General features: G+C 46.6%; 13 protein-coding genes. 8 read left to right on the top strand and 5 right to left on the bottom strand.

Annotated features, from left to right (window positions below; translation table 11 throughout):
- The first annotated feature begins 355 nt into the window (after positions 1-355).
- Positions 356-730: a hypothetical protein gene (locus tag QUA99_RS14145; protein ID WP_333237503.1), complete on the top strand. Its 375-nt coding sequence runs from the start codon at positions 356-358 to the stop codon at positions 728-730.
- 115 nt (positions 731-845) lie between these two features.
- Here the strand turns inward: QUA99_RS14145 and QUA99_RS14150 are convergent, their stop codons facing one another.
- Both QUA99_RS14150 and QUA99_RS14155 read right to left on the bottom strand, forming a co-directional pair.
- The gene (locus tag QUA99_RS14150; RefSeq protein ID WP_333237505.1) at positions 846-1,706 is read right to left on the bottom strand and encodes an Hpt domain-containing protein; all 861 of its coding nucleotides are present in this window, start codon (positions 1,704-1,706) and stop codon (positions 846-848) included.
- A gap of 290 nt (positions 1,707-1,996) precedes the next feature.
- Complete coding sequence (locus QUA99_RS14155) at positions 1,997-2,923, bottom strand: DMT family transporter (RefSeq protein WP_333237507.1); 927 nt, start codon at positions 2,921-2,923, stop codon at positions 1,997-1,999.
- Between the two features lie 424 nt (positions 2,924-3,347).
- On the opposite strand from QUA99_RS14155, the gene QUA99_RS14160 reads away from it, so the two are divergent.
- On the top strand, positions 3,348-4,151 hold the full coding sequence (locus QUA99_RS14160; RefSeq protein WP_333237511.1) for an SDR family oxidoreductase: 804 nt from the start codon (positions 3,348-3,350) through the stop codon (positions 4,149-4,151).
- A 42-nt stretch (positions 4,152-4,193) separates the two neighbouring features.
- Here the strand turns inward: QUA99_RS14160 and QUA99_RS14165 are convergent, their stop codons facing one another.
- On the bottom strand, positions 4,194-6,584 hold the full coding sequence (locus QUA99_RS14165) for a bifunctional serine/threonine-protein kinase/ABC transporter substrate-binding protein (protein WP_333237514.1): 2,391 nt from the start codon (positions 6,582-6,584) through the stop codon (positions 4,194-4,196).
- Between the two features lie 116 nt (positions 6,585-6,700).
- Positions 6,701-7,510 carry a calcium-binding protein gene (locus tag QUA99_RS14170; RefSeq protein ID WP_333237517.1) on the bottom strand — a complete coding sequence of 270 codons (810 nt, stop codon included), beginning with the start codon at positions 7,508-7,510 and terminating at the stop codon, positions 6,701-6,703.
- A 206-nt stretch (positions 7,511-7,716) separates the two neighbouring features.
- On the opposite strand from QUA99_RS14170, the gene QUA99_RS14175 reads away from it, so the two are divergent.
- The 6 genes from QUA99_RS14175 (at position 7,717) to QUA99_RS14200 (ending at position 16,603) form a co-directional block, all read left to right on the top strand.
- The gene (locus tag QUA99_RS14175; RefSeq protein WP_333237520.1) at positions 7,717-8,697 is read left to right on the top strand and encodes an ATP-binding cassette domain-containing protein; all 981 of its coding nucleotides are present in this window, start codon (positions 7,717-7,719) and stop codon (positions 8,695-8,697) included.
- A 79-nt stretch (positions 8,698-8,776) separates the two neighbouring features.
- Entirely contained in the window at positions 8,777-9,565 is a 789-nt protein-coding gene (locus QUA99_RS14180; RefSeq protein WP_333237523.1) for an ABC-2 family transporter protein, read from the top strand.
- 335 nt (positions 9,566-9,900) lie between these two features.
- Positions 9,901-12,465, top strand: a complete 2,565-nt coding sequence (nirB, locus tag QUA99_RS14185) for a nitrite reductase large subunit NirB (RefSeq protein ID WP_333237526.1) — start codon at positions 9,901-9,903, stop codon at positions 12,463-12,465.
- Between the two features lie 223 nt (positions 12,466-12,688).
- Positions 12,689-13,048, top strand: a complete 360-nt coding sequence (gene nirD, locus QUA99_RS14190; protein WP_333237529.1) for a nitrite reductase small subunit NirD — start codon at positions 12,689-12,691, stop codon at positions 13,046-13,048.
- A 212-nt stretch (positions 13,049-13,260) separates the two neighbouring features.
- On the top strand, positions 13,261-15,354 hold the full coding sequence (locus tag QUA99_RS14195) for a HEAT repeat domain-containing protein (RefSeq protein ID WP_333237531.1): 2,094 nt from the start codon (positions 13,261-13,263) through the stop codon (positions 15,352-15,354).
- 166 nt (positions 15,355-15,520) lie between these two features.
- Positions 15,521-16,603, top strand: coding sequence for a patatin-like phospholipase family protein (locus tag QUA99_RS14200; RefSeq protein ID WP_333237534.1), 1,083 nt, complete (start codon positions 15,521-15,523; stop codon positions 16,601-16,603).
- Between the two features lie 245 nt (positions 16,604-16,848).
- Here the strand turns inward: QUA99_RS14200 and QUA99_RS14205 are convergent, their stop codons facing one another.
- A complete protein-coding gene (locus QUA99_RS14205) occupies positions 16,849-18,555 on the bottom strand; it encodes a pentapeptide repeat-containing protein (RefSeq protein ID WP_333237537.1) in 1,707 nt (568 codons plus the stop codon).
- Positions 18,556-18,707 lie beyond the last annotated feature (152 nt).

Consider the following 18,707-nt stretch of genomic DNA (forward strand, 5'->3'; position numbering starts at 1 on the left):
AATCATCCGAGAATCAGCGCATCAAAAATGATTAAGTCGAAAATCAGCCTGCCCTATGTGTTGCTGTTCAAGCCGCCTCAGCCTTCTAGAAATTTTACCGACTAGGCTCTTATATACTATCGCTTCCCGATGTTAATTATCATAGCAATTGTTGCCATTCTTCAAGTATGTTTAAGAATTTCCCAAAAGTTTAATATTTGTGGTAAGATTTTGCCAGCAGGAAAAGGGGAAGAGAAATGCGTCTCCAGAGCGGCCTACTGACGAAAATATTAAGTTAAGGTAAGGGTGACAAGATCTGAAAGTCAAGTCACGCTAAGCTCTTTAAGTATATCCAACAGGCCCGACAATTAGACTGATGATCGACTTCAATACAGTTACAGAATTTTCTCATACCTACTGCATAGCTATCTGTGCCTTCTTAGTTCCGGCAAACTTGCTGACTACTTTGCAGACAGCAATTTTGACAGGACTAAACCGACCTCGAATGCAAGTTTGGGCCTCTGTGGTGGTGGCCAGCCTTTGGGCTACAGCAATGATATTTCACGTTTTTACCTGGTTCGCGATCGGGGTAGTAATGCCTCCGACATACATCTTGCTAGTTATGGCAATCACTTGTCTGACAATCAATGTCTGGGCGATCGCTCATCCTGCAAGCATGATGCAATTAATTCGAGTTGCGGTATCAGTTTTTAGGGGAGGTTTCAGAAGGAAGAAGGATTTAGTTATGTAGGAACGCAAAAATAATTTGGCAGGGGTTAATGTCAAAGGTTTGAGGGAAAATATTGGTTTGAGAAGAAAGTTGTTCTGGTGCCAAATCGTACTTCCCAAGTCTGAGTTTTCAGCGGTTATTCCGGTTCGCGATCGCGACAGTCTTCTTCTTTTTCTGGGCCGCGGGGATGGATGGTGCAGTTGAGCCGATAGCCGCCGTCGCTTCTGCCGTAATAGTAGCGGCATCCGGCGCAAATTGCGGGACGTTCGATCGCACTTTGGTAAACCGGATAATCTCCACTCGGCAGTAGCGAAAAATCGCGGTGCGTCTGAACAGTCCCGATCGCAGCGCCTGAAAGTTCGACAGCTTGGCGGATGTTTTCAATCCTGCTATAAGGCGGCAAGTAAATGTCAATACAAAGGCGTATGCCCTCGCCTTCGTGTTCGTGGCGGGTAATAGTGCCTCCCAGCAAACCGACGCGCGAAGCAATCGCGGAGGAAAATTCCTCCGAGGAGGTGCAGTAACCGGAGAAAACGTGAATGTGTTCATCGGTGTTAGCCCTGACACTCAGGCGAGTGGGAATGAGCACTCTCAGGTAAGCGTCGAGTTCCTCAAAAATCGGTTCGGCGACGGAGAGCATTTGGTTTGCGTCTTCGTTGTTGAGCCCAAAACCCTTAGAAACCTTGGAAACGAGGGCTGCTAAAATATCAAAAACTTGGGTTAATAGCGATTGCAGCCTGCTATCAATGGCGATCGGACATTCTCTGAGCAGTTTTAAATAATCCTCCAACCGATGGGCAATTCGCTGAATGCTGCTAAATCCGAGCATAGCGGCTCCCCCTTTAATCGAGTGCGAGGCTCGAATGAGCTGGTGCATCCTGTGGGAAGCCGGCACAGTGTTTTGCAGGCCCTGCAAGCCTTGTTCGATGATTTGGATGTGTTCTGCGGCTTCTTCGAGAAAGTACCCGATGATGCGCTGTAGTTGTTCTGGCAGCATAATTTTATTCTCCGAAAGGCACCCGAGTATCATTAGTCATTAGTCATTAGTCAGACATTTGATACAGCAGATTGCAAGTTTATGAAGTACACCTGGGATCGGTAGATCCCCCTAGGGACAAGGCATTGCCGCGTCCCTACAAGGGCTTTCTATATACCTTACAAACAAGCGCAAAAGTGCTGTAGTTTGGAACCGATATTTAACTGACGAGTTATTTGGGTTTTTAAGCCCTAATCTGTTTTATTCTGACTCACGGCAACTGTAGTGGCAATGCTGAAAAAAGTTAAATATTAACTGTTGACTGTGATTTTTTTGGCTCCTACGGTAGCGGTTGCTACCCCCAACAGCAGCACCGCAGCACCTGCGAGTACCGCCGAGGCCGGCACTTCCCCAAACAGCAAATAACCCAAACAACTCGCCCCAACCGGTTCAAACAAGATGGCAAGAGTTACCAGAGTTGGGGAAATCTGCACTACAGCCCAGTTCAAAATGGTGTGACCGACTAACTGAGGCAAGGCGGCCGTTAGCAAAATATAAAAATATACAATGTCGGGGTAATTAGTATAAGTAGTGCCGAAGGCGAAGGGGAGAGGCAGCAGGACGATCGCAGCAACAGTATAGGCGATCGCGACATAGCCACCAATTCCCAGTCCCCGCCGCTGAGCTTCCCTGCCCAGCAGCAAATACAAGCTGACAGCCCAGGAACCAGCCATAGCCAGGAAATCGCCCAGCAGTTGGCTGCTGCCAGCATTGGCTGCGCCCGCGCTTCCAAGGGCGATCGCCATTCCCCCAGCCAGGGCTATAGTAATGCCAGCGATCGACATTTTGCTGAGTTTTTCCCCGAACCAGAAGCGCGACAACAGCGCTACCCAGACAGGATTAGTGGTGACGAGGGCTGTCGAGGCGGCGATCGAAGTATAAGAAAGTGAGGTAATCCAAAGGGCAAAGTGCAGGGCGAGACACAAACCCGCAGCAGCAGCATAGCGCCGAGCTCCCGGTTGCAGGGCGTTCCACTGAATTTTCCGCCAAGCCGGAAGCACAATTAAAGCAGATAAAGTCAGGCGAGAGGCCGCGAGTACCAGACTGAAACCCAAACCGCCCGCCCCTGCTGAAAAGTTAGCCAGCCGAATTAAGATTGAGGAAGTTGAGACGGCTAAAACGCCGATAATTAACACTAGGGCGATCGACCAATTAGGTGCTTGTTTCGGAAGATTCATTTTTTAGGCATTGGGCATTGGCCAAACAGGGCATTGGGAAAATTTACAAAGCAATTTTCGCACAAATTATGAATATTTTCTATTCTCTTCTTCTCCTCTCTTCCTTCGTGTTCTTCGCGCCTTCGCGGTTCGTAAAAAAAAAGCCCATTCCCGAAGTACAAATAATTCCTATCCTCAATAATTATTAATCTAGATCGCCCCTAAAATTACCTGACCGAAAGCATCCAGGATACAAGCCCCCGGATTCATCCGTGGAGAAATAAAAAACCTGTATCCGATAAAGGAACCCCCGAATTTATCCGTAGGGTCAATGCTTCAATTATTTAATCTCAAATCTCAAATCTCAAATCTCAAATCGATTGACCTCTGTTATAGTTTGAATATCGCAAAAAACCAATTACCCACTTAAAATTTATAACTATCTATGGCTCCTACAGTTTTGATTACAGGCGCTTCTCAAGGAAGCGGCAAAGCAACAGCAATTTTATTTGCCAGTAAAGGTTACGATGTAATTATGGTAGCTCGCCAGCCAGAGAGATTGGCAGCAGCAGCGGCTCAAGTGCAGCGAGAAGGCACTTCCGCTGTTGCTATTGCGGGGGATGTTGGCGACATTCAACAAGTGCGCGCGATCGTCCAAAAAGCCCTAGATGCCTGCGGCAGCATCAATGTTTTGGTTAACAATGCCGGCATTTGTCTCGCGGGGGCGATCGATCGCACTACCTCCGAAGACTGGCAGCAATTAATGAATACCAACTTTTGGGGATGCGTTAACACAATTCAAGAAATTTTGCCACATTTTTTGGAACGAAAAACAGGGACAATAGTCAATGTTGGTTCCATTGGCGGCAAAATGCCTTTGCCTCAAATGACTGCTTATTGCGCCAGCAAATATGCAGTAACGGGTTTAACAGAAACTTTGCGATTGGAATTAGCGCCTCAAGGTATTCACGTTTGCGCCGTGCATCCGGGCTTGATTAACAGCGATTTTTTAGAAAGAGCTCAATTTCGCGATCGAGACGAACCCGCAGTCGAATTGCGCCGTCAGCAAATGAGCAAAATGGTGAAATCTGAGTGGGCAACTAAACCAGAAGATATTGCTCAAGCTATCTGGGATGCTGTGAAAAATCAGCGTGCAGAAGTTACCGTCGGCCCTGCTTTTTTTGCCTCGGAAGCTTATCGGTTGTTCCCCGGTTTGATGCAGTGGGCAATGGCAAAGGGCAAGTTATAATTAGTCATCAGTCATTAATCATTAGTCAAAATAAAAATTAAGTCAATCGCACTTTAAACCAGCCGAAGTGGCTGTGGGATATTTGACAGGAACAAAGGCCAGACCGAATTGCTGTTTCGGACACTTGACAATATGCACTAATTCGATCGGGGGATTTTGCCGCTCGCCATCTTTTCCAAACTTAATAACTCCCGTTCCTCCTTCTACTTTAAAATTCGGATATGCAAGAGTTTTCTGCATTCCTTCGCGGCTGGGCTGCTGCTGCATTTCCATTGCTTTAATCAGTGCCGCAGCCGCATCGTAAGCTAAGGCGGTATCGGTATTTATGATTCCCCTCCACAACTTTTGAGCTTGTTGGGGAAATTCTTGGTTGGGGCTGCTTGAGGGATGCCAAGGAACAGATAGGACTAATTTTTCCGAAGATTTTAGCTGGCTTGCTGCTTCTAATGTTTGCGGTTTGTACATTACCCAGCGCCCCACGATCGAACTGCGATTTTGATTTGCTTTAACAAGTTCGATCGAGTTGCTTAATGAATTAGTAACTTGACCGTCGGGAGCCAGAACGATCGCAGTTTTTCCTGTTTGCTGGATTTCCTTTAAGGCTTTTTGGGGGTTGAAATTGCTATTAGATAAATTGAACTCGCGGATTTTGACAATTTTACCTTGTTTTTCTTGAAAATACTTGTTAAAAGCCCGCGTCAAATAAGAACTTGACGAACTGCCTGGATTGTATAACACTGCTGCTTTTTTGAAACCTGTATTTAGCAAATAATCTGCTAAAAGTTTAGAGGAAAACTTGGTAGAATAGGAGATGCGAAAAAAAACTTTTCTGTGGTTTTCTGTCAGTTCGTCAGTCGTGCTTCCCGGAGAAACCAGCACCAAGTTATTTCGATCGTAAATATCTACGGACGCTACCGTCATCTCGCTGGCATAGTGACCGACTAATCCTAAAATATCCGGCTGTTTCACCAGAGTATTTGCTGTTTTAATTGCCTCGGTTTCGAGATTTGAATCGTCAGCAATGACAACTGTCAGACCTTTGCCCTTAATCGCTTTGCCTGCTAGAAAATCTTGACCGGGAAAATCGTTACTGCTGCCATTTTTACGGATAAGTTCCAAATTTACTTGAGTTTGGGCTTGGGCGATGCCGCGCAACAGTTCTTTGGCAGAATCTGCATTCATTACAGAACCATCCCGATTTTTCAATATGGGAACGGCAATAGCAATTGTGTAACTCTCGGCATTGTTCGCTTTCAACCAAGCATTGTTCATGTAAATCAAAGTTTCGAGATCGATGCTGTCTTCTTCCTTCCAGGATTTTTTGAATAAATTAAAAGCAGCTTGATAATTTGATTTGCCAAATTCCTCAACTCCTTTTTGCTTTAAGCGAGGTGCAGCAGTTTTGACTAGGATTTCTTCGCCGCAACTTAAAGCATCTCCTTGAATTAAAGGACAAGTTGGAGGTTTAATCGCGCGTAACAAACTAGGGGCTAGCAGTCCCGCTGCAATTCCTGCAACTGCTAAGGGTGGCAAGTAAAAGATCGATCGCTCAAACCACCTGCGTTTCGGCGGCTGCGGGGATTCTGTTAGCGATCGCAAGTCCCCCAATACCTCAGCAGCAGATTGATAGCGATCGTTGAAGTGGTAGCGCACCATTTTATTCAAGACTTTTTTCAGGCTGTCGCTAATTTGCAGCATCGGGCAATCGTCACTTGAGTAGTGCCAGACAAGTTCGCCAGTTTTTTTATGATTAAAAAAATCCTCAATATCTAAACCGGCGATCGCTTGAATGCCGATGATTCCTGCAGCATAGATATCGCTGTTGAATCTTGGCTGATTTTTCCACTGTTCGGCAGGCATATAACCCTCTGTACCAACTGCGCGAGTTTGAGTTATGTTACCAGACTCGATCGCCAAACTGCCGATCGCTTTTACTGCTCCAAAATCTATTACCGCAATTTTGCCGTCAAGCTTGCGCCGGATTAAGTTTGATGGTTTAATATCGCGGTGAATAATACCTTGAGAGTGGACACAATCTAAAATTTCTAAAATCTCCAGCAATAAATCAATGACTTGCTTTTCCCCTAACTTTTTGCCGCCAGCGAGTTCTTTGTTCAGCGGATCTCCTTCAATGTATTCTTGAATTAAGTAAAATTTTCCATTTTCTTGAAAGCGATCGATTAACTTGGGAATCCGCAGACACTTATCGACATACTTCAGGGTTTTAGCTTCTTTTTCAAATTGCTGTTGTGCTTCCTCCAACAGTCGCCGATCGCTCGATTGAGGCGGCGGAATTTCCTTGACGACGCACAGGGGATTTCCGGGGCTGCCTATAAAGTCGTTAGCCGTATAAGTTCTAGCAAAACCTCCCTGACCTAATTGAGCGATAATTTGATAGCGATCGCGCAGAACTTGCCCTAAATTGAGACACATAAATTTTTCGCAATTTTTCGACTGTCTTCACTCCTTGATGTTGATTTTACCATAGATTAATTTAGTAAGGTGCGCAGTGCGCACCTACGAATTAAGCACAGTGAGCACCCTAAAAATTAAAACAAAGAACTAGCATTAATCAAACGACCGTTTAAATCGGCTGGGGTCACGTTCAACACAGTACCCAACAAAGCATTAGTAAAACCGAATCTAATATTAGTAGCTTCTACGCGGCCGTTGCCATCGGGATCGAGACTTTGCCGCGAGATCCCCCCCTTGGCTAACAAACTCGTTCCCCCCGCTATAGTTCCAGGATCGATCAGCAGCAGTCTCGGATCGTTCAAGCTATAACTAACCTCTTCCAAGGAGATATTGCTGCTGGTAAATGCCACACTAATTCCAATCGAATCGCTAGACTTATCAAAATCCACAATTACCGCGTCAGGAACTTCTATTCCAGCTACTCTGCTTCCCGCTTGATCGACTCTCAAAACAAATACATCGCTCCCCCCACCACCTTTGTAAATATCCACCTCTCTGTCGCCAATTAAAGTATCGTTGCCTTCACCGCCAACTAACAAATCAACACCTTGTCCACCGCGCAGCAAATCATTTCCCGCACCCCCATCAAGGAAATCGCTATTTCTATCTCCTGTCAACAAATCCTCGCCAGTTTCTCCTAACACATCGTCATCATCTTTGCCACCGTAAATAGAATCACTGCCGACACCGCCTAACAGGCTGTCTTTACCATCGTTGCCGAAAATCCGTTCTGCATCTGACGAACCCCTGACAGTATCATTGCCGCCCAGCATCCAAAGTCCCCCAGGAAAACTAGCAAGTTGTCCTGGTGCAAGTGTAATATTTTCAGAAGAATTGTCTCCTACCAAACGAGAGATGTCTGAATTATCTGGGGTGAGTACCATAGTTGTATACTTGTAAAGTTTGTGCGATGCGATCGTGGATATTTTGCAATATTCTACAGCTTAGTAGGGTGTGCCAGAACACAGTTACTTTATCACTCGCGATCGAGCAATCGCTGGCGCACCCTACTAGACAGGTCTATCGATTCATTTTGGCACAAGCCTGAGGGAAATACCCTAAATTAAAATAAAAGTTAAAATTTGAGCCGATGCCAATTATCTTAGTTGAAGACTTGAGCAAAGTTTATCCGGTAGCCGTTAAAGAACCGGGACTTAAAGGAACAGTGCGGCACTTTTTTAACCGCACTTACCGCAATGTCAAAGCAGTTGAGGGCGTTTCTTTCAGTATTGAACCGGGGGAAGTGGTGGGGTTTCTAGGTGCTAACGGTGCGGGCAAAACTACTACGCTGAAAATGCTGACTGGTTTGATTTATCCGTCTGTTGGTACTGTGAGAGTGTGCGATCGTACTCCTTTCCGTCGCCAAGCAGATTTTCTGCAAAGAATCACGTTAGTGATGGGACAGAAACAGCAGTTAATTTGGGATTTACCAGTGCTTGACTCTCTGCGAATCAATGCCGCTGTCTACGGCATTCCCGATACAGATTATCGGCGGCGAGTCGGAGAATTGACAGAGATGCTGTCGCTAGAAGGCAAGTTAAATCAGGCGGTGCGCAAGCTGTCTTTGGGCGAACGCATGAAAGCTGAATTGATGGCCGCACTAATGCACCAGCCGGAGGTATTATTTTTAGATGAACCGACTTTAGGTTTGGATATAAACGCACAGTTTAGCGTCAGGCAATTTCTGCGAGAATATAACGAGCGCTATCAAGCAACGGTGCTGTTGACGAGCCACTACATGGCTGACATTACTGCTTTGTGCAAGCGCGTTTTGTTAATCCATGAAGGTCAATTAGTTTATGATGGCAGTTTGGACGGATTGCTCGACAGGTTTGCACCTTATCGGGAAGTTCAGGTAAAATTAGCTAATCCGCTGGCAAAAGATAGCGCTTTTGCTTACGGGGAGGTAGAATCAATCGAGGGACAATCAGTGCGGTTTTTGGTCAAAAGGGAAGAGCTTACGGTGAGCGTGGCGAAAATTTTGGCGGAGTTAGAAGTGATAGATTTGACTGTTACCGATCCGCCAATTGAAGAGGTAATTGGACGAGTTTTTCGCACGGGAAAAGTGTAACAGAATTCACGCATAAATTATACTTGTAGGGTGCGCAATGCGCACCTTAATATTGAACAATTAAACAAATCAAATTGACATGAAACGATTCATCAAAATTGCTCAAACTTTGCTAGTTACCTACTACGCTTATATGCTCGAATACCGGGCGGAATTGTTGTTGTGGGCGCTGTCGGGAGCTTTACCGTTTATCTTGATGGGCGTGTGGATGCAAGCAGCCGAAACAGGTCAATTCGGGCTGAATTCGCTCGACTTTACCCGTTATTTTTTAGCCACTTTCATTGTCAGGCAAATAAATGTAGTTTGGGTGATTTGGGAGTTTGAAAAAGAAGTAGTGCAAGGCAGGCTATCTAATAGATTGTTGCAGCCTCTAGATCCCGTATGGCACCACTTCTTATCTCACGTTTCCGAAAGGTTTGCGAGGCTGCCTTTTGTATTCGGATTGGTGCTGCTGTTTTTTGCACTTTACCCGCAGTCTTTTTGGCTGCCGAGTTTGGGCAGGTTTTTGCTATTTTTGTTGGTTATCGTCTTGACTTTTTGTTTGCGGTTTCTGATACAGTATACTTTTGCGCTGTTTGCTTTTTGGCTGGAAAGGGCAAGTGCGATCGAACAATTCTGGTCTTTAATTTACCTGTTTTTATCGGGAATTACCGCGCCGCTAGAAGTGTTTCCCGCACCCGTGCGCGAAGTAGTTTTGTGGACCCCTTTTCCTTATTTGATTCATTTTCCCGCTTCAATCTTGATCGGATTGCCCGTAGATGTAGGCCGCAGTTTGCTGGTAATGTTGGGTTGGGGTGCGGTGTTTTTTGTGTGGAATCGCTGGCTTTGGCGGCAGGGCTTGAAGCAGTATTCGGGGATGGGAGCTTAAATAATAATTAAAAATTAGAAAACTGTAAGGTGCGTCACAGTAAGATGTTAATCGTTTTATCAAAAAGACTTCGGTGACGCACCTACTTAACACGAGTTTAAAGAAACAATGCAACTTTAGGCAAGCTGCAAACTCTTATGCGATCGGTAATTCCAAATCTAAAATCTAAAATTTAAAATGTTATAACTCGATCGCAGACATCATGCAAAAATGCAATCGAGAGTATTCGACAATTGCATAAACATCCATTTTTTGTATCTATAAGTACAAAAAATTACAATAAAGTCTTATATTAATAAACCCAACGACTGATAAACGGGATAAAAGAGATTCTAATGACAGCCAAAAAAAACCTCATTGTAATCGGCAATGGCATGGTAGGTCACAAGTTCCTAGAGTTAATGGTCAGCTCGGATGCTGCCAAAAACTGGAATTTAATTACTTTTTGTGAAGAACCGCGCGTTGCTTACGATCGCGTAAACCTCAGCGGATTTTTCTCTGGCAAAACAGCGGGAGATTTGTCTCTAGTTGCACCTGGATTTTATCACGAAAACGGCATCCAAATTCACATCGGCGACAAAGCAATAGCCATCAATCGCGAACAAAAAACAGTCTCTTCAGCCAATGGTTTAGAAGTTCACTACGACAAAATTGTTCTGGCCACCGGTTCCTATCCATTTGTGCCATCAATTACAGGCAAAGACGCTACAGGGACTTTTGTTTACCGGACAATTGACGACCTGGAGGCGATGTCAGATTACGCTAAAAATTGCAAAATAGGTGTAGTAATTGGCGGCGGTTTGTTAGGTCTAGAATGTGCTAACGCTCTGCAAAATATGGGCTTAAAAACTCACGTTGTTGAGTTTGCATCGCGGCTGATGCCCGTGCAAGTTGACGAAATTGGCGGGGCAATTCTCCGCAGCAAAATAGAAGAGTTGGGGGTTTCGGTTCACACCAGCAAATCTACAACAGAAATTGTTAGCGAAGATGGCAAAGTTACTAAAATGCTGTTTGCTGACGGTTCGGAATTGGCAACAGATATGATTGTCTTTTCTGCTGGCATTCGCCCCCGCGACGAAATTGCCAGAAGTTGCGGTATAGAAGTAGGAGAACGCGGTGGCATTGTGATTAATGATAGCTGCCAAACCTCAGATCCTGACATTTATGCGATCGGAGAATGCGCGCTGTATCAAAATCGCATCTACGGCTTAGTTGCGCCTGGGTATACAATGGCAAGCGTAGCGGCAGATATTTTGAGCCGTGCAGCGGATGACGGGCAAGATGCCCGTCCCACAAGCACTTTTACAGGTGCGGATATGTCTACAAAACTCAAACTATTGGGGGTGGATGTCGCTAGTTTTGGAGATGCTTTTGCCAAGTCTGCCGATGCTAAAGAAATTGTTGTCGCTGACACCTTCCAAGGCATTTACAAAAAATTAGTTTTAAATCAAGACGGCAGCCGGATTTTAGGCGGAATTCTCGTGGGAGATGCTTCGGCTTACGGCACTTTGCTGCAATTCATGCAAAATGAAATTGCTCTGCCACCGCATCCAGAAGATTTGTTAATGCCACCGCGAGAAGGGAGATCACCGGCCGGCTTTGGAGTAGATAGTTTGCCGGATTCTGCTCAAATTTGTTCGTGCAATAATGTTACCAAAGGGCAGATTTGTGAAGCGATTCGCGATCGCAATTTAACCGATGTTGCCAGCGTCAAGAAATGCACCCAAGCTGGTACGGGCTGCGGTGGCTGCGTGCCTTTGGTGACGGATATCTTCAAGTCTGAGATGAAAAAAGCTGGGTTCGCCGTCAAAAATCATCTCTGCGAACATTTTGAATATTCCCGTCAAGAATTGTACCATTTGGTGCGCTCTCAAGAAATAAAAACCTTTGAGGAATTGATTGAAAGACACGGCAAAGGTAAGGGTTGCGAAATTTGCAAGCCTGCTGTTGGTTCGATGCTGGCTTCTACTTGGAATGACCATATTTTAGAGAAGCCTCACGTCGCTTTGCAAGATACTAACGATTACTTTTTGGCAAACATTCAGCGCGACGGTACTTATTCAGTTGTGCCGCGAATACCGGGGGGAGAAATCACTCCCGATAAGTTGATTGTTTTGGGGGAAGTTGCCAAAGATTTTGGACTTTATACTAAGATTACTGGAGGGCAACGGATTGATTTGTTTGGGGCTCGGGTGGATCAATTGCCCCATATTTGGCGTCGGTTGATTGATGCGGGATTTGAGTCTGGACACGCTTACGGTAAGGCTCTGCGTACTGTAAAATCTTGTGTTGGCAGCACTTGGTGCCGCTTTGGGGTGCAGGATTCAACGAGTTTGGCGATCGAAGTTGAATTGCGGTATCGCGGTTTGCGATCGCCCCACAAGCTCAAATCTGCTGTCTCTGGTTGCACTCGCGAATGCGCGGAAGCTCAAAGCAAGGATTTTGGGATAATTGCGACGGAGAATGGTTGGAATTTGTACGTGTGCGGCAACGGTGGCATTAAGCCGCAGCACGCGGTTTTGCTGGCGACGGATATCGATAAGGAAACTTTGATTAAGTATATCGATCGGTTCTTGGTTTTCTACATCCGCACGGCAGACAGATTGGAACGCACTGCTACTTGGTTGAACAAGCTTGAGGGCGGAATTGAATACTTAAAGCAGGTAATTGTTGAAGATTCTCTCGGCATTTGTGCAGAATTAGAAGCGCAGATGGAACATTTGGTAAATACTTATCAATGCGAGTGGAAAACGACGATTGAAAACCCGCAAAAGGTGCAGCGATTCCAGCATTTTGTGAATTCTGATTTGCCAGATCCGAGTATTGTTCGCGTTGCGGAACGGGGACAAACGCGGCCTCCTTACGAATACGAAAAGGCTCTGGCTGGAGTTTCGGAATAACCCCTCCCCAGCCCTCCCCTTGGTAAAGGGAGGGAGCAAGATAACCCCTCCCCAGCCCTCCCCTTGAATCTGGGGAGGGAGCAAGAATCTCATTCCCAGGCTCTGCCTGGGAATGAATTCCGGGAGGTTATGCCTCCTTCCACGAGGCGAGGCAGAGCCTCGAAACCTACGTTCCCAGCCGGAGACTGGGAACGAGATTGAAGTAAACTAACAGGAAAAGAAGATGGTTCAATCATTACAAGTTTCAGATACTGTTACTACTTGGGTAGATGTGTGTTCTCTAGATGCGATCGCCCCTTATACGGGAGTTTGCGCTTTAGTTAAAGGCGAACAAGTGGCGATTTTCCGAGTGGGAAACGGGGATGAAGTTTATGCGCTTAGCAATTACGATCCATTTAGCAAAGCTTTTGTGTTGTCGCGGGGACTTGTGGGGGATCGCAACGGCACTCTCAAAGTTGCTTCTCCCATTTACAAGCAAAACTTTAGTCTGACTACCGGGCAATGTCTGGACGATGAAACGGTAAAGATTCCTACTTTTGCGGTTCGGGTTGCAGCCGATCGCGTCCAAGTAGCTGTTAGCTAGATTCAGCGGCTTAATTGTTCGATCGCCATTCGCCACCACCTAACATTTCTATGGGTGGTGGCGGATTTTGCATTGGGACGCGACCCCGTAGTTGTGGTATAAAATGGAGTTAATCGGCGACCTGCTCCAGGAAAGCTCAAAAAACTCTAAACTAATACTGGATCTGGTTTCGGATTTTTAATGCAAACAAACTCGAGGGGCAGGATATCGGTATGTTGTTAAAAAAACTTGTTTCCGAAAATAATCCCCAGACTGTAGCAGAGTTAATCCACGCACAACTCAAAATCGGTCAACTGACTTGGGGCGAACTCAACACACAAGTTTTCGGTCAGCACTGGCGGGACGAATCTTTGCACGAAGTCCTCAGAGAAATTGCAGCTAAGCTCGACAAAGAAACAGCGACCAAAATAATAGAATATCTTACAGATCAAAACGGTCAACAAGAAAAATTTATTAATTTGTTTTTAGCAGCGCAATGCCTGTTAAAAGTTAATAATGATGTTAATAAAAAAACCGAAAAAAAACTGTTAAACGCTTTAAAAAAGTTATCGCAATACGGCACGGGTTTCCTGATTCTTTATCAAAGCGCTCAAGAATTGCAGGAAACTTATCAAATTCGCCATCGATCGATCGCGGCGATCGCCCAAACTTGGAAAAACGACCCGCAAACCCTGCCTTGGCTGAAAATACTCGCTCACTCCAGTGACTGCGGCGAAGTCCGAGCCACAGCAGTCGGAGCAATAGCCCGCGGTTGGCCAGACCAGCCAGAAATTTACCTGATGCTCAAAAACCTCGCCAAATCGGATGGAAGCTGGGCAGTGCGATCGACCTGTGTCCGAGAAATCGCTTGTGGTTGGCCCGACACGAGCGATACCTTGCCGCTGCTGAGTGCCCTGGCTCAGTCCGATCGAAGTCCCGCAGTCCGCACCGCAGCACTCGAACAGTTGGCCTCTAATTGGCCCGATCGCACAGATACCTTGCTGCTGCTGAGAACCGCCGCCGAATCCGACGAAAATTTGGGAGTGCGAGTCGCAGCGTGGCAAGAAATAGCCAGAGGTTGGCGCAGCCTTTTAGGCACGGTTTCCCTGCTCAAAAACCTTGCCCAAACAGGAAGTTCTATCCTGCGAACCGTAGCGGTGCGGGAGTTGGCAGCGGGCTGGCCCGCCGCAGCCGACGTTTGCCTGCTGCTGAAAACCCTAGCCGAATCCGACAGCAGCAAAGAAGTGCGGACAGCAGCCTTAGAAGAATTGGCCTCGCACTGGCCCGACGAACCAGACATTTACCCGCTGCTGAAGACTAAAGCCGAGTCCGACGGGAGTTCGAGCGTCCGGCGCTCAGCAGTGCAAGCAATTGGCTGTGGCTGGCCCGGGAACCCCGAAACTCTGACTTTTTTGAAAAATATAGCATTGGGCGATCGCGACGCCGACCTGCGAGAAATAGCCCTACAACAGATAGCCGCAGGTTGGCCCGACCACCCAGAAACCCTGCCCCTGCTGCAAAAAATAGCTGATTCCGAGGATTACTGGACTGTGCGGCAAGTAGTAGTGGAAGCAGTCGCCGCACTGCCGTCAGCCAGTCTCGAAGTCTTTGGCTGGTTGCAAAATCTCGCCGAGTCAGACAGACACCTGAACGTCCGAGAAACTGCGGTGGAAGAGATCGCAAAACGCTGGTCTCACCGGAGCGAGACGCTGCCTTTCCTCAAAAGCCTGGTCGAGTCGGAGCAAGATTCTCACCTGCTGAGCGTGCTGGTGCGGGCGATCGTGCGGGGGTGGCCAGACGACCCGGAAACCTTGCCTTGGCTGAAAATTCAGCTCGATTCTAGCGATGCGCTTGTCCGCCCAGCGGCGCTGCTTGAACTCGCTTACAACTGGCCGGACAACCCTGAAACTTGGATGCTGCTGGAGGCGAAAGCAGAGGGCGATGAGAGTCCGGCTGTCAGGCAAATGGCTTTGCAAAAGTTAGCCCGGGCGCGGACAAATCAGTCTCAAACTTTCGAGTGGCTCAAAAGTAGAGCTCAAAAGGATGAAGATTCGCAGGTGCGGGCGATCGCCCTGGTAGAGTTAATGCGGGGATGGAAAGACGAACCGGGAATGTTTGAGTTTTTGCGCGATCGAGCTTTGAGCGATGCTGACAGTCAAAACGGTTCTTTTCCTTACAATCCCAGGTTTACAGCACTCGAAGCGATTATCGAACATTATCCGGAAAATCCCGGAGTTGTGCCGCTGTTGCGATCGCTTGCAGTTTCCGACGCCGACGAGCAAATCCGTGCCTTAGCGGGTCGCCGGCTGTGCAGCCAAGACTGGTAAACAGAAACAATCGCCTTTTTTGATATCTGCTGCGGTTATCCGGATGATCACCGCTTTTGATGGTAGATGAATTTGCTTTGGTCTAAAAGATAGTTTGCGCCGGAGCAACCAGTTCTTAGTTTCATTTTTGTTGACCATTTAAGCAATATCTAAAGGAGTACGTGTAATGGGTACTAAATTCAAGAGAAGAATTCTCTCAATTGATGGTGGTGGGATTCGGGGTATTATTCCTGCGATTGTTCTCAACTACATTGAAGAGCGCACAGGAAAACGCATAGCAACAATGTTTGATTTTATTGCAGGCACTTCAACTGGAGGAATTTTAGCACTGGGTTTAACTAGAAAGAACTCAGACTCTAGCATCAATACTGAACCCGAGTATACCGCTGCCGAACTTGTAAATTTCTATCGGAAATACGGACAAAAGATTTTTAATGAGTATATTATAGGGAATTGGGATGATTTTGCACAACCCAAGCACAACCCACAAGGTAGGCTCGAAGTTTTAAAGGAGCTTCTAGGTGAAGCTAAGGTTGAAGACGCATTAGGAGAAATTTTCATCCCGAGCTATGATATTGAACTGAGAGTACCGATTTTTTTTACAAGCAATCGGGACGCAGAGGAAATCGAGAGTATTCATAGCCGCAAAGTATGTAGCGGATTCAAAATGTGGGAGGCAGCAATGGCAACTTCTGCTGCACCGACATTCTTTCCACCCTACCAACTCGAAACGGGACATAATACCGATGAGGGATATTACGCTTTGGTAGACGGCGGAGTTTTGGCCAATAATCCTTCCTCACTTGCAATGATGGAGGCGATGATTTCTTACAAGAAAAAGACTTGTGAAGAACTACACCGTAAGGATACCCTTGTTGTTTCCTTGGGGACTGGCTCACTAACTAAGAAATATAAGTATAGAGACGCAAAAAATTGGGGACAACTCGGATGGGCACTTCCATTACTTAACGTTTTTCTAGATGGTCAAAGCGAATCTGTTGCGTATCAACTCAATCAGCTAATGGTGACTAAAAGAGACAAAGAGAATAACCGAAACTACTATCGTTTTCAACTTCCATTGACTAGCGATAATGGTCACGATCAAATAGACAACGTAAGTCCCAGTAATATTAAGTACCTTGAGGAGCGAGGTGAAAAATTGATTGAACACAGTAAGAGAGATTTGGATGAGTTGTGTAAGCTTTTGAAGGGGGAAACTGAACTATATTCTAATCAACCGGACAGTTAAATCGAGATACGGTGGGAGGATTTTTAATGGGTAAGATTTTGTGTGTATTCATTCCCACCAAAGGGCACCGCTTCCCCCATTACCTAATACCGATCGCAATCCGAAGCTGTTTTCTCCCACCTGAGCAACTGTTCCCGAAAAGCCGGGTCTTGCTTGGCACGCGGCACGATGCTTGCAGTTTCGGACGCAGAAGAGCAAGTGCGGGTATTAGCCGCTCTCCGACTTCAAGTGTTAAAAATTAACTGTTAATAATCGATCAAAAGGGTAATTGCATACCGCACCGCTTCCCCCATCATCGAACAGCGAACGCGATCCGAAGCCGTTTTCTCCCACCTGAGCAACTGTTCCCGAAAAGCCGGGTCTTGCTTGGCCCGCTGCACGATCGCCTGACTGATGACTTTCTTTTGAATCTGCTCTGTCGGGATACCTTGCTGCTTCAAATAATCCAACAGCCGCTGCACGCTGTCGGAAAATTTATCCGGCGTCTGAGACATCAAAATAAACGAAATTTGGCGCACCATTCGCTGGTAGATTTCCTGTCTTCTGAGCAATACTTCCTTTTGGCCCGGCTCCGGCGACCCACTGTTACTAGCAACAGTCAAGTCGAGCAAACTCAAAATTTCAGCGCCCTTAGCTAAAACTTTTTCCAGCATATCTGGATAAAGCGCCAATATGCGATCGCCCAAAATCTTGCCATTCACCAAACGGTTCGCGCTCAGCCGCAGTAAATGTTGTTCTCCAGCAGACTCAAAAAATTGAACGTTCAACTTGAGTTCGCGGCTTTCCAACTCCACCCGACGCACCGTAAAAACCAAAGCCTCCCAATTAGGAGGTTCAGCAAAACCCACCTCCACAATCGAACTTTCCTCTTGATGCTGCTGCCCCAATTCCCCAGACTCAAAATCGCGATCGACCGGCAAGCGATTTGCCGCAACTTTCGCAGTATAATCAAACTGAGTAAAAACATAGCGACAGTCAACTTTCGACAGATCGACATCTTGAACTTGCCAATTTTGAATGCAGCAGCCCGTAAGCTGCGCCCCCTCCAAATTCGTCCTAATCAAACGGCACTCAATCAAACAAGCTTCTCTTAAATCCGCCTCACCCAACATCGCATCCATCAAATAAGCGCCGCTCAAATCAGCTTTTTGCAAATCTGCATTGCGCAAATTAGCTTCGCTCAAATCCGCCCGCAACAAATACACTCCTTGCAGGTTAGCTCGCAGCAAAAGCGCCTTCTTAAAACTAGCTTTCAATAAATAAGAACCCGCCAGATTAGCTCGACTCAAATCAGCATTATCCAGCACCGCCTCAGTCAAATCCGCCCCCGCCAGCACTGCTCGGTGCAAGTCAGCGCCCGTCAGATTTGCCGATCGCATTTGAGCGCCATTCAAGTCAGATTCAATCAAATTTACACCGATTAAAATTGCCGATCGCAAATTCGCTTCCACCAAATGCGCTTCCCGCAAATTAGCACCAGTTAAATTAGCACCCACAAGACTGGCGCGGTTGAGATTCGCCTCCATCAATTCCGCCGCCATCAACTTCGCGCCATCGAGTTTAGCGCCGGCCAAATTAATTTGGTCAGATTTAACTCTTTGAAGATTAGCACCGCCCAAATCCGCTTCAGGCAGCGCGGCCCAATTGAGCTCTGCAGCTTCCAAACAAGCAAGGCGCAAATCCGCTTTAGCAAGATTTGCCCCGCTCAAATTTGCCCCGCTCAGATTCGCCCCAGCCAGCCCCGCACTGCGGAGGTCCGCGCGGCGCAAACAAGCCCCTATCAACTTGGCATTGCTCAAAAAAGACCAGCTCAAATTAGCACCGGTCAAGTTAGCACCAGTGAAGTCTATTTCTCGCAGGTTAACACCGCTCAAACTAGCGCCGCTGAGGTCAATGTGACCAAAGTTGCGCTCTCCCTGTTGATAGCGCTGTAAAAATTCTTGTGTTTGCATTCCGCAGGTTTGGGGGCTGGCAATTTAGCTGTTTTAGGACGCGCGGGTCAATCGATTTTAGATTTTAGATTTTAGATTTTAGATTAAAGCATTGACCCCACAGATAAATTCGGGGGGCAAGTTTCATCGGATACAGGTTTTTTATTTCTGGA

This window comes from Microcoleus sp. F10-B2 (assembly GCF_036704965.1).
Taxonomy (GTDB): domain Bacteria; phylum Cyanobacteriota; class Cyanobacteriia; order Cyanobacteriales; family Microcoleaceae; genus Microcoleus.

What these genes read in the sequence shown, in the direction of transcription:
- nirB (WP_333237526.1), top strand. Translation starts at nt 9,901, where the DNA reads ATGACAGCCAAAAAAAACCTCATTGTAATCGGCAATGGCATGGTAGGT.
- QUA99_RS14165 (WP_333237514.1), bottom strand. Translation starts at nt 6,584, where the DNA reads ATGTGTCTCAATTTAGGGCAAGTTCTGCGCGATCGCTATCAAATTATC.
- QUA99_RS14150 (WP_333237505.1), bottom strand. Translation starts at nt 1,706, where the DNA reads ATGCTGCCAGAACAACTACAGCGCATCATCGGGTACTTTCTCGAAGAA.
- QUA99_RS14155 (WP_333237507.1), bottom strand. Translation starts at nt 2,923, where the DNA reads ATGAATCTTCCGAAACAAGCACCTAATTGGTCGATCGCCCTAGTGTTA.
- nirD (WP_333237529.1), top strand. Translation starts at nt 12,689, where the DNA reads ATGGTTCAATCATTACAAGTTTCAGATACTGTTACTACTTGGGTAGAT.
- QUA99_RS14175 (WP_333237520.1), top strand. Translation starts at nt 7,717, where the DNA reads ATGCCAATTATCTTAGTTGAAGACTTGAGCAAAGTTTATCCGGTAGCC.
- QUA99_RS14200 (WP_333237534.1), top strand. Translation starts at nt 15,521, where the DNA reads ATGGGTACTAAATTCAAGAGAAGAATTCTCTCAATTGATGGTGGTGGG.
- QUA99_RS14145 (WP_333237503.1), top strand. Translation starts at nt 356, where the DNA reads ATGATCGACTTCAATACAGTTACAGAATTTTCTCATACCTACTGCATA.
- QUA99_RS14160 (WP_333237511.1), top strand. Translation starts at nt 3,348, where the DNA reads ATGGCTCCTACAGTTTTGATTACAGGCGCTTCTCAAGGAAGCGGCAAA.
- QUA99_RS14180 (WP_333237523.1), top strand. Translation starts at nt 8,777, where the DNA reads ATGAAACGATTCATCAAAATTGCTCAAACTTTGCTAGTTACCTACTAC.
- QUA99_RS14170 (WP_333237517.1), bottom strand. Translation starts at nt 7,510, where the DNA reads ATGGTACTCACCCCAGATAATTCAGACATCTCTCGTTTGGTAGGAGAC.
- QUA99_RS14205 (WP_333237537.1), bottom strand. Translation starts at nt 18,555, where the DNA reads ATGCAAACACAAGAATTTTTACAGCGCTATCAACAGGGAGAGCGCAAC.
- QUA99_RS14195 (WP_333237531.1), top strand. Translation starts at nt 13,261, where the DNA reads ATGTTGTTAAAAAAACTTGTTTCCGAAAATAATCCCCAGACTGTAGCA.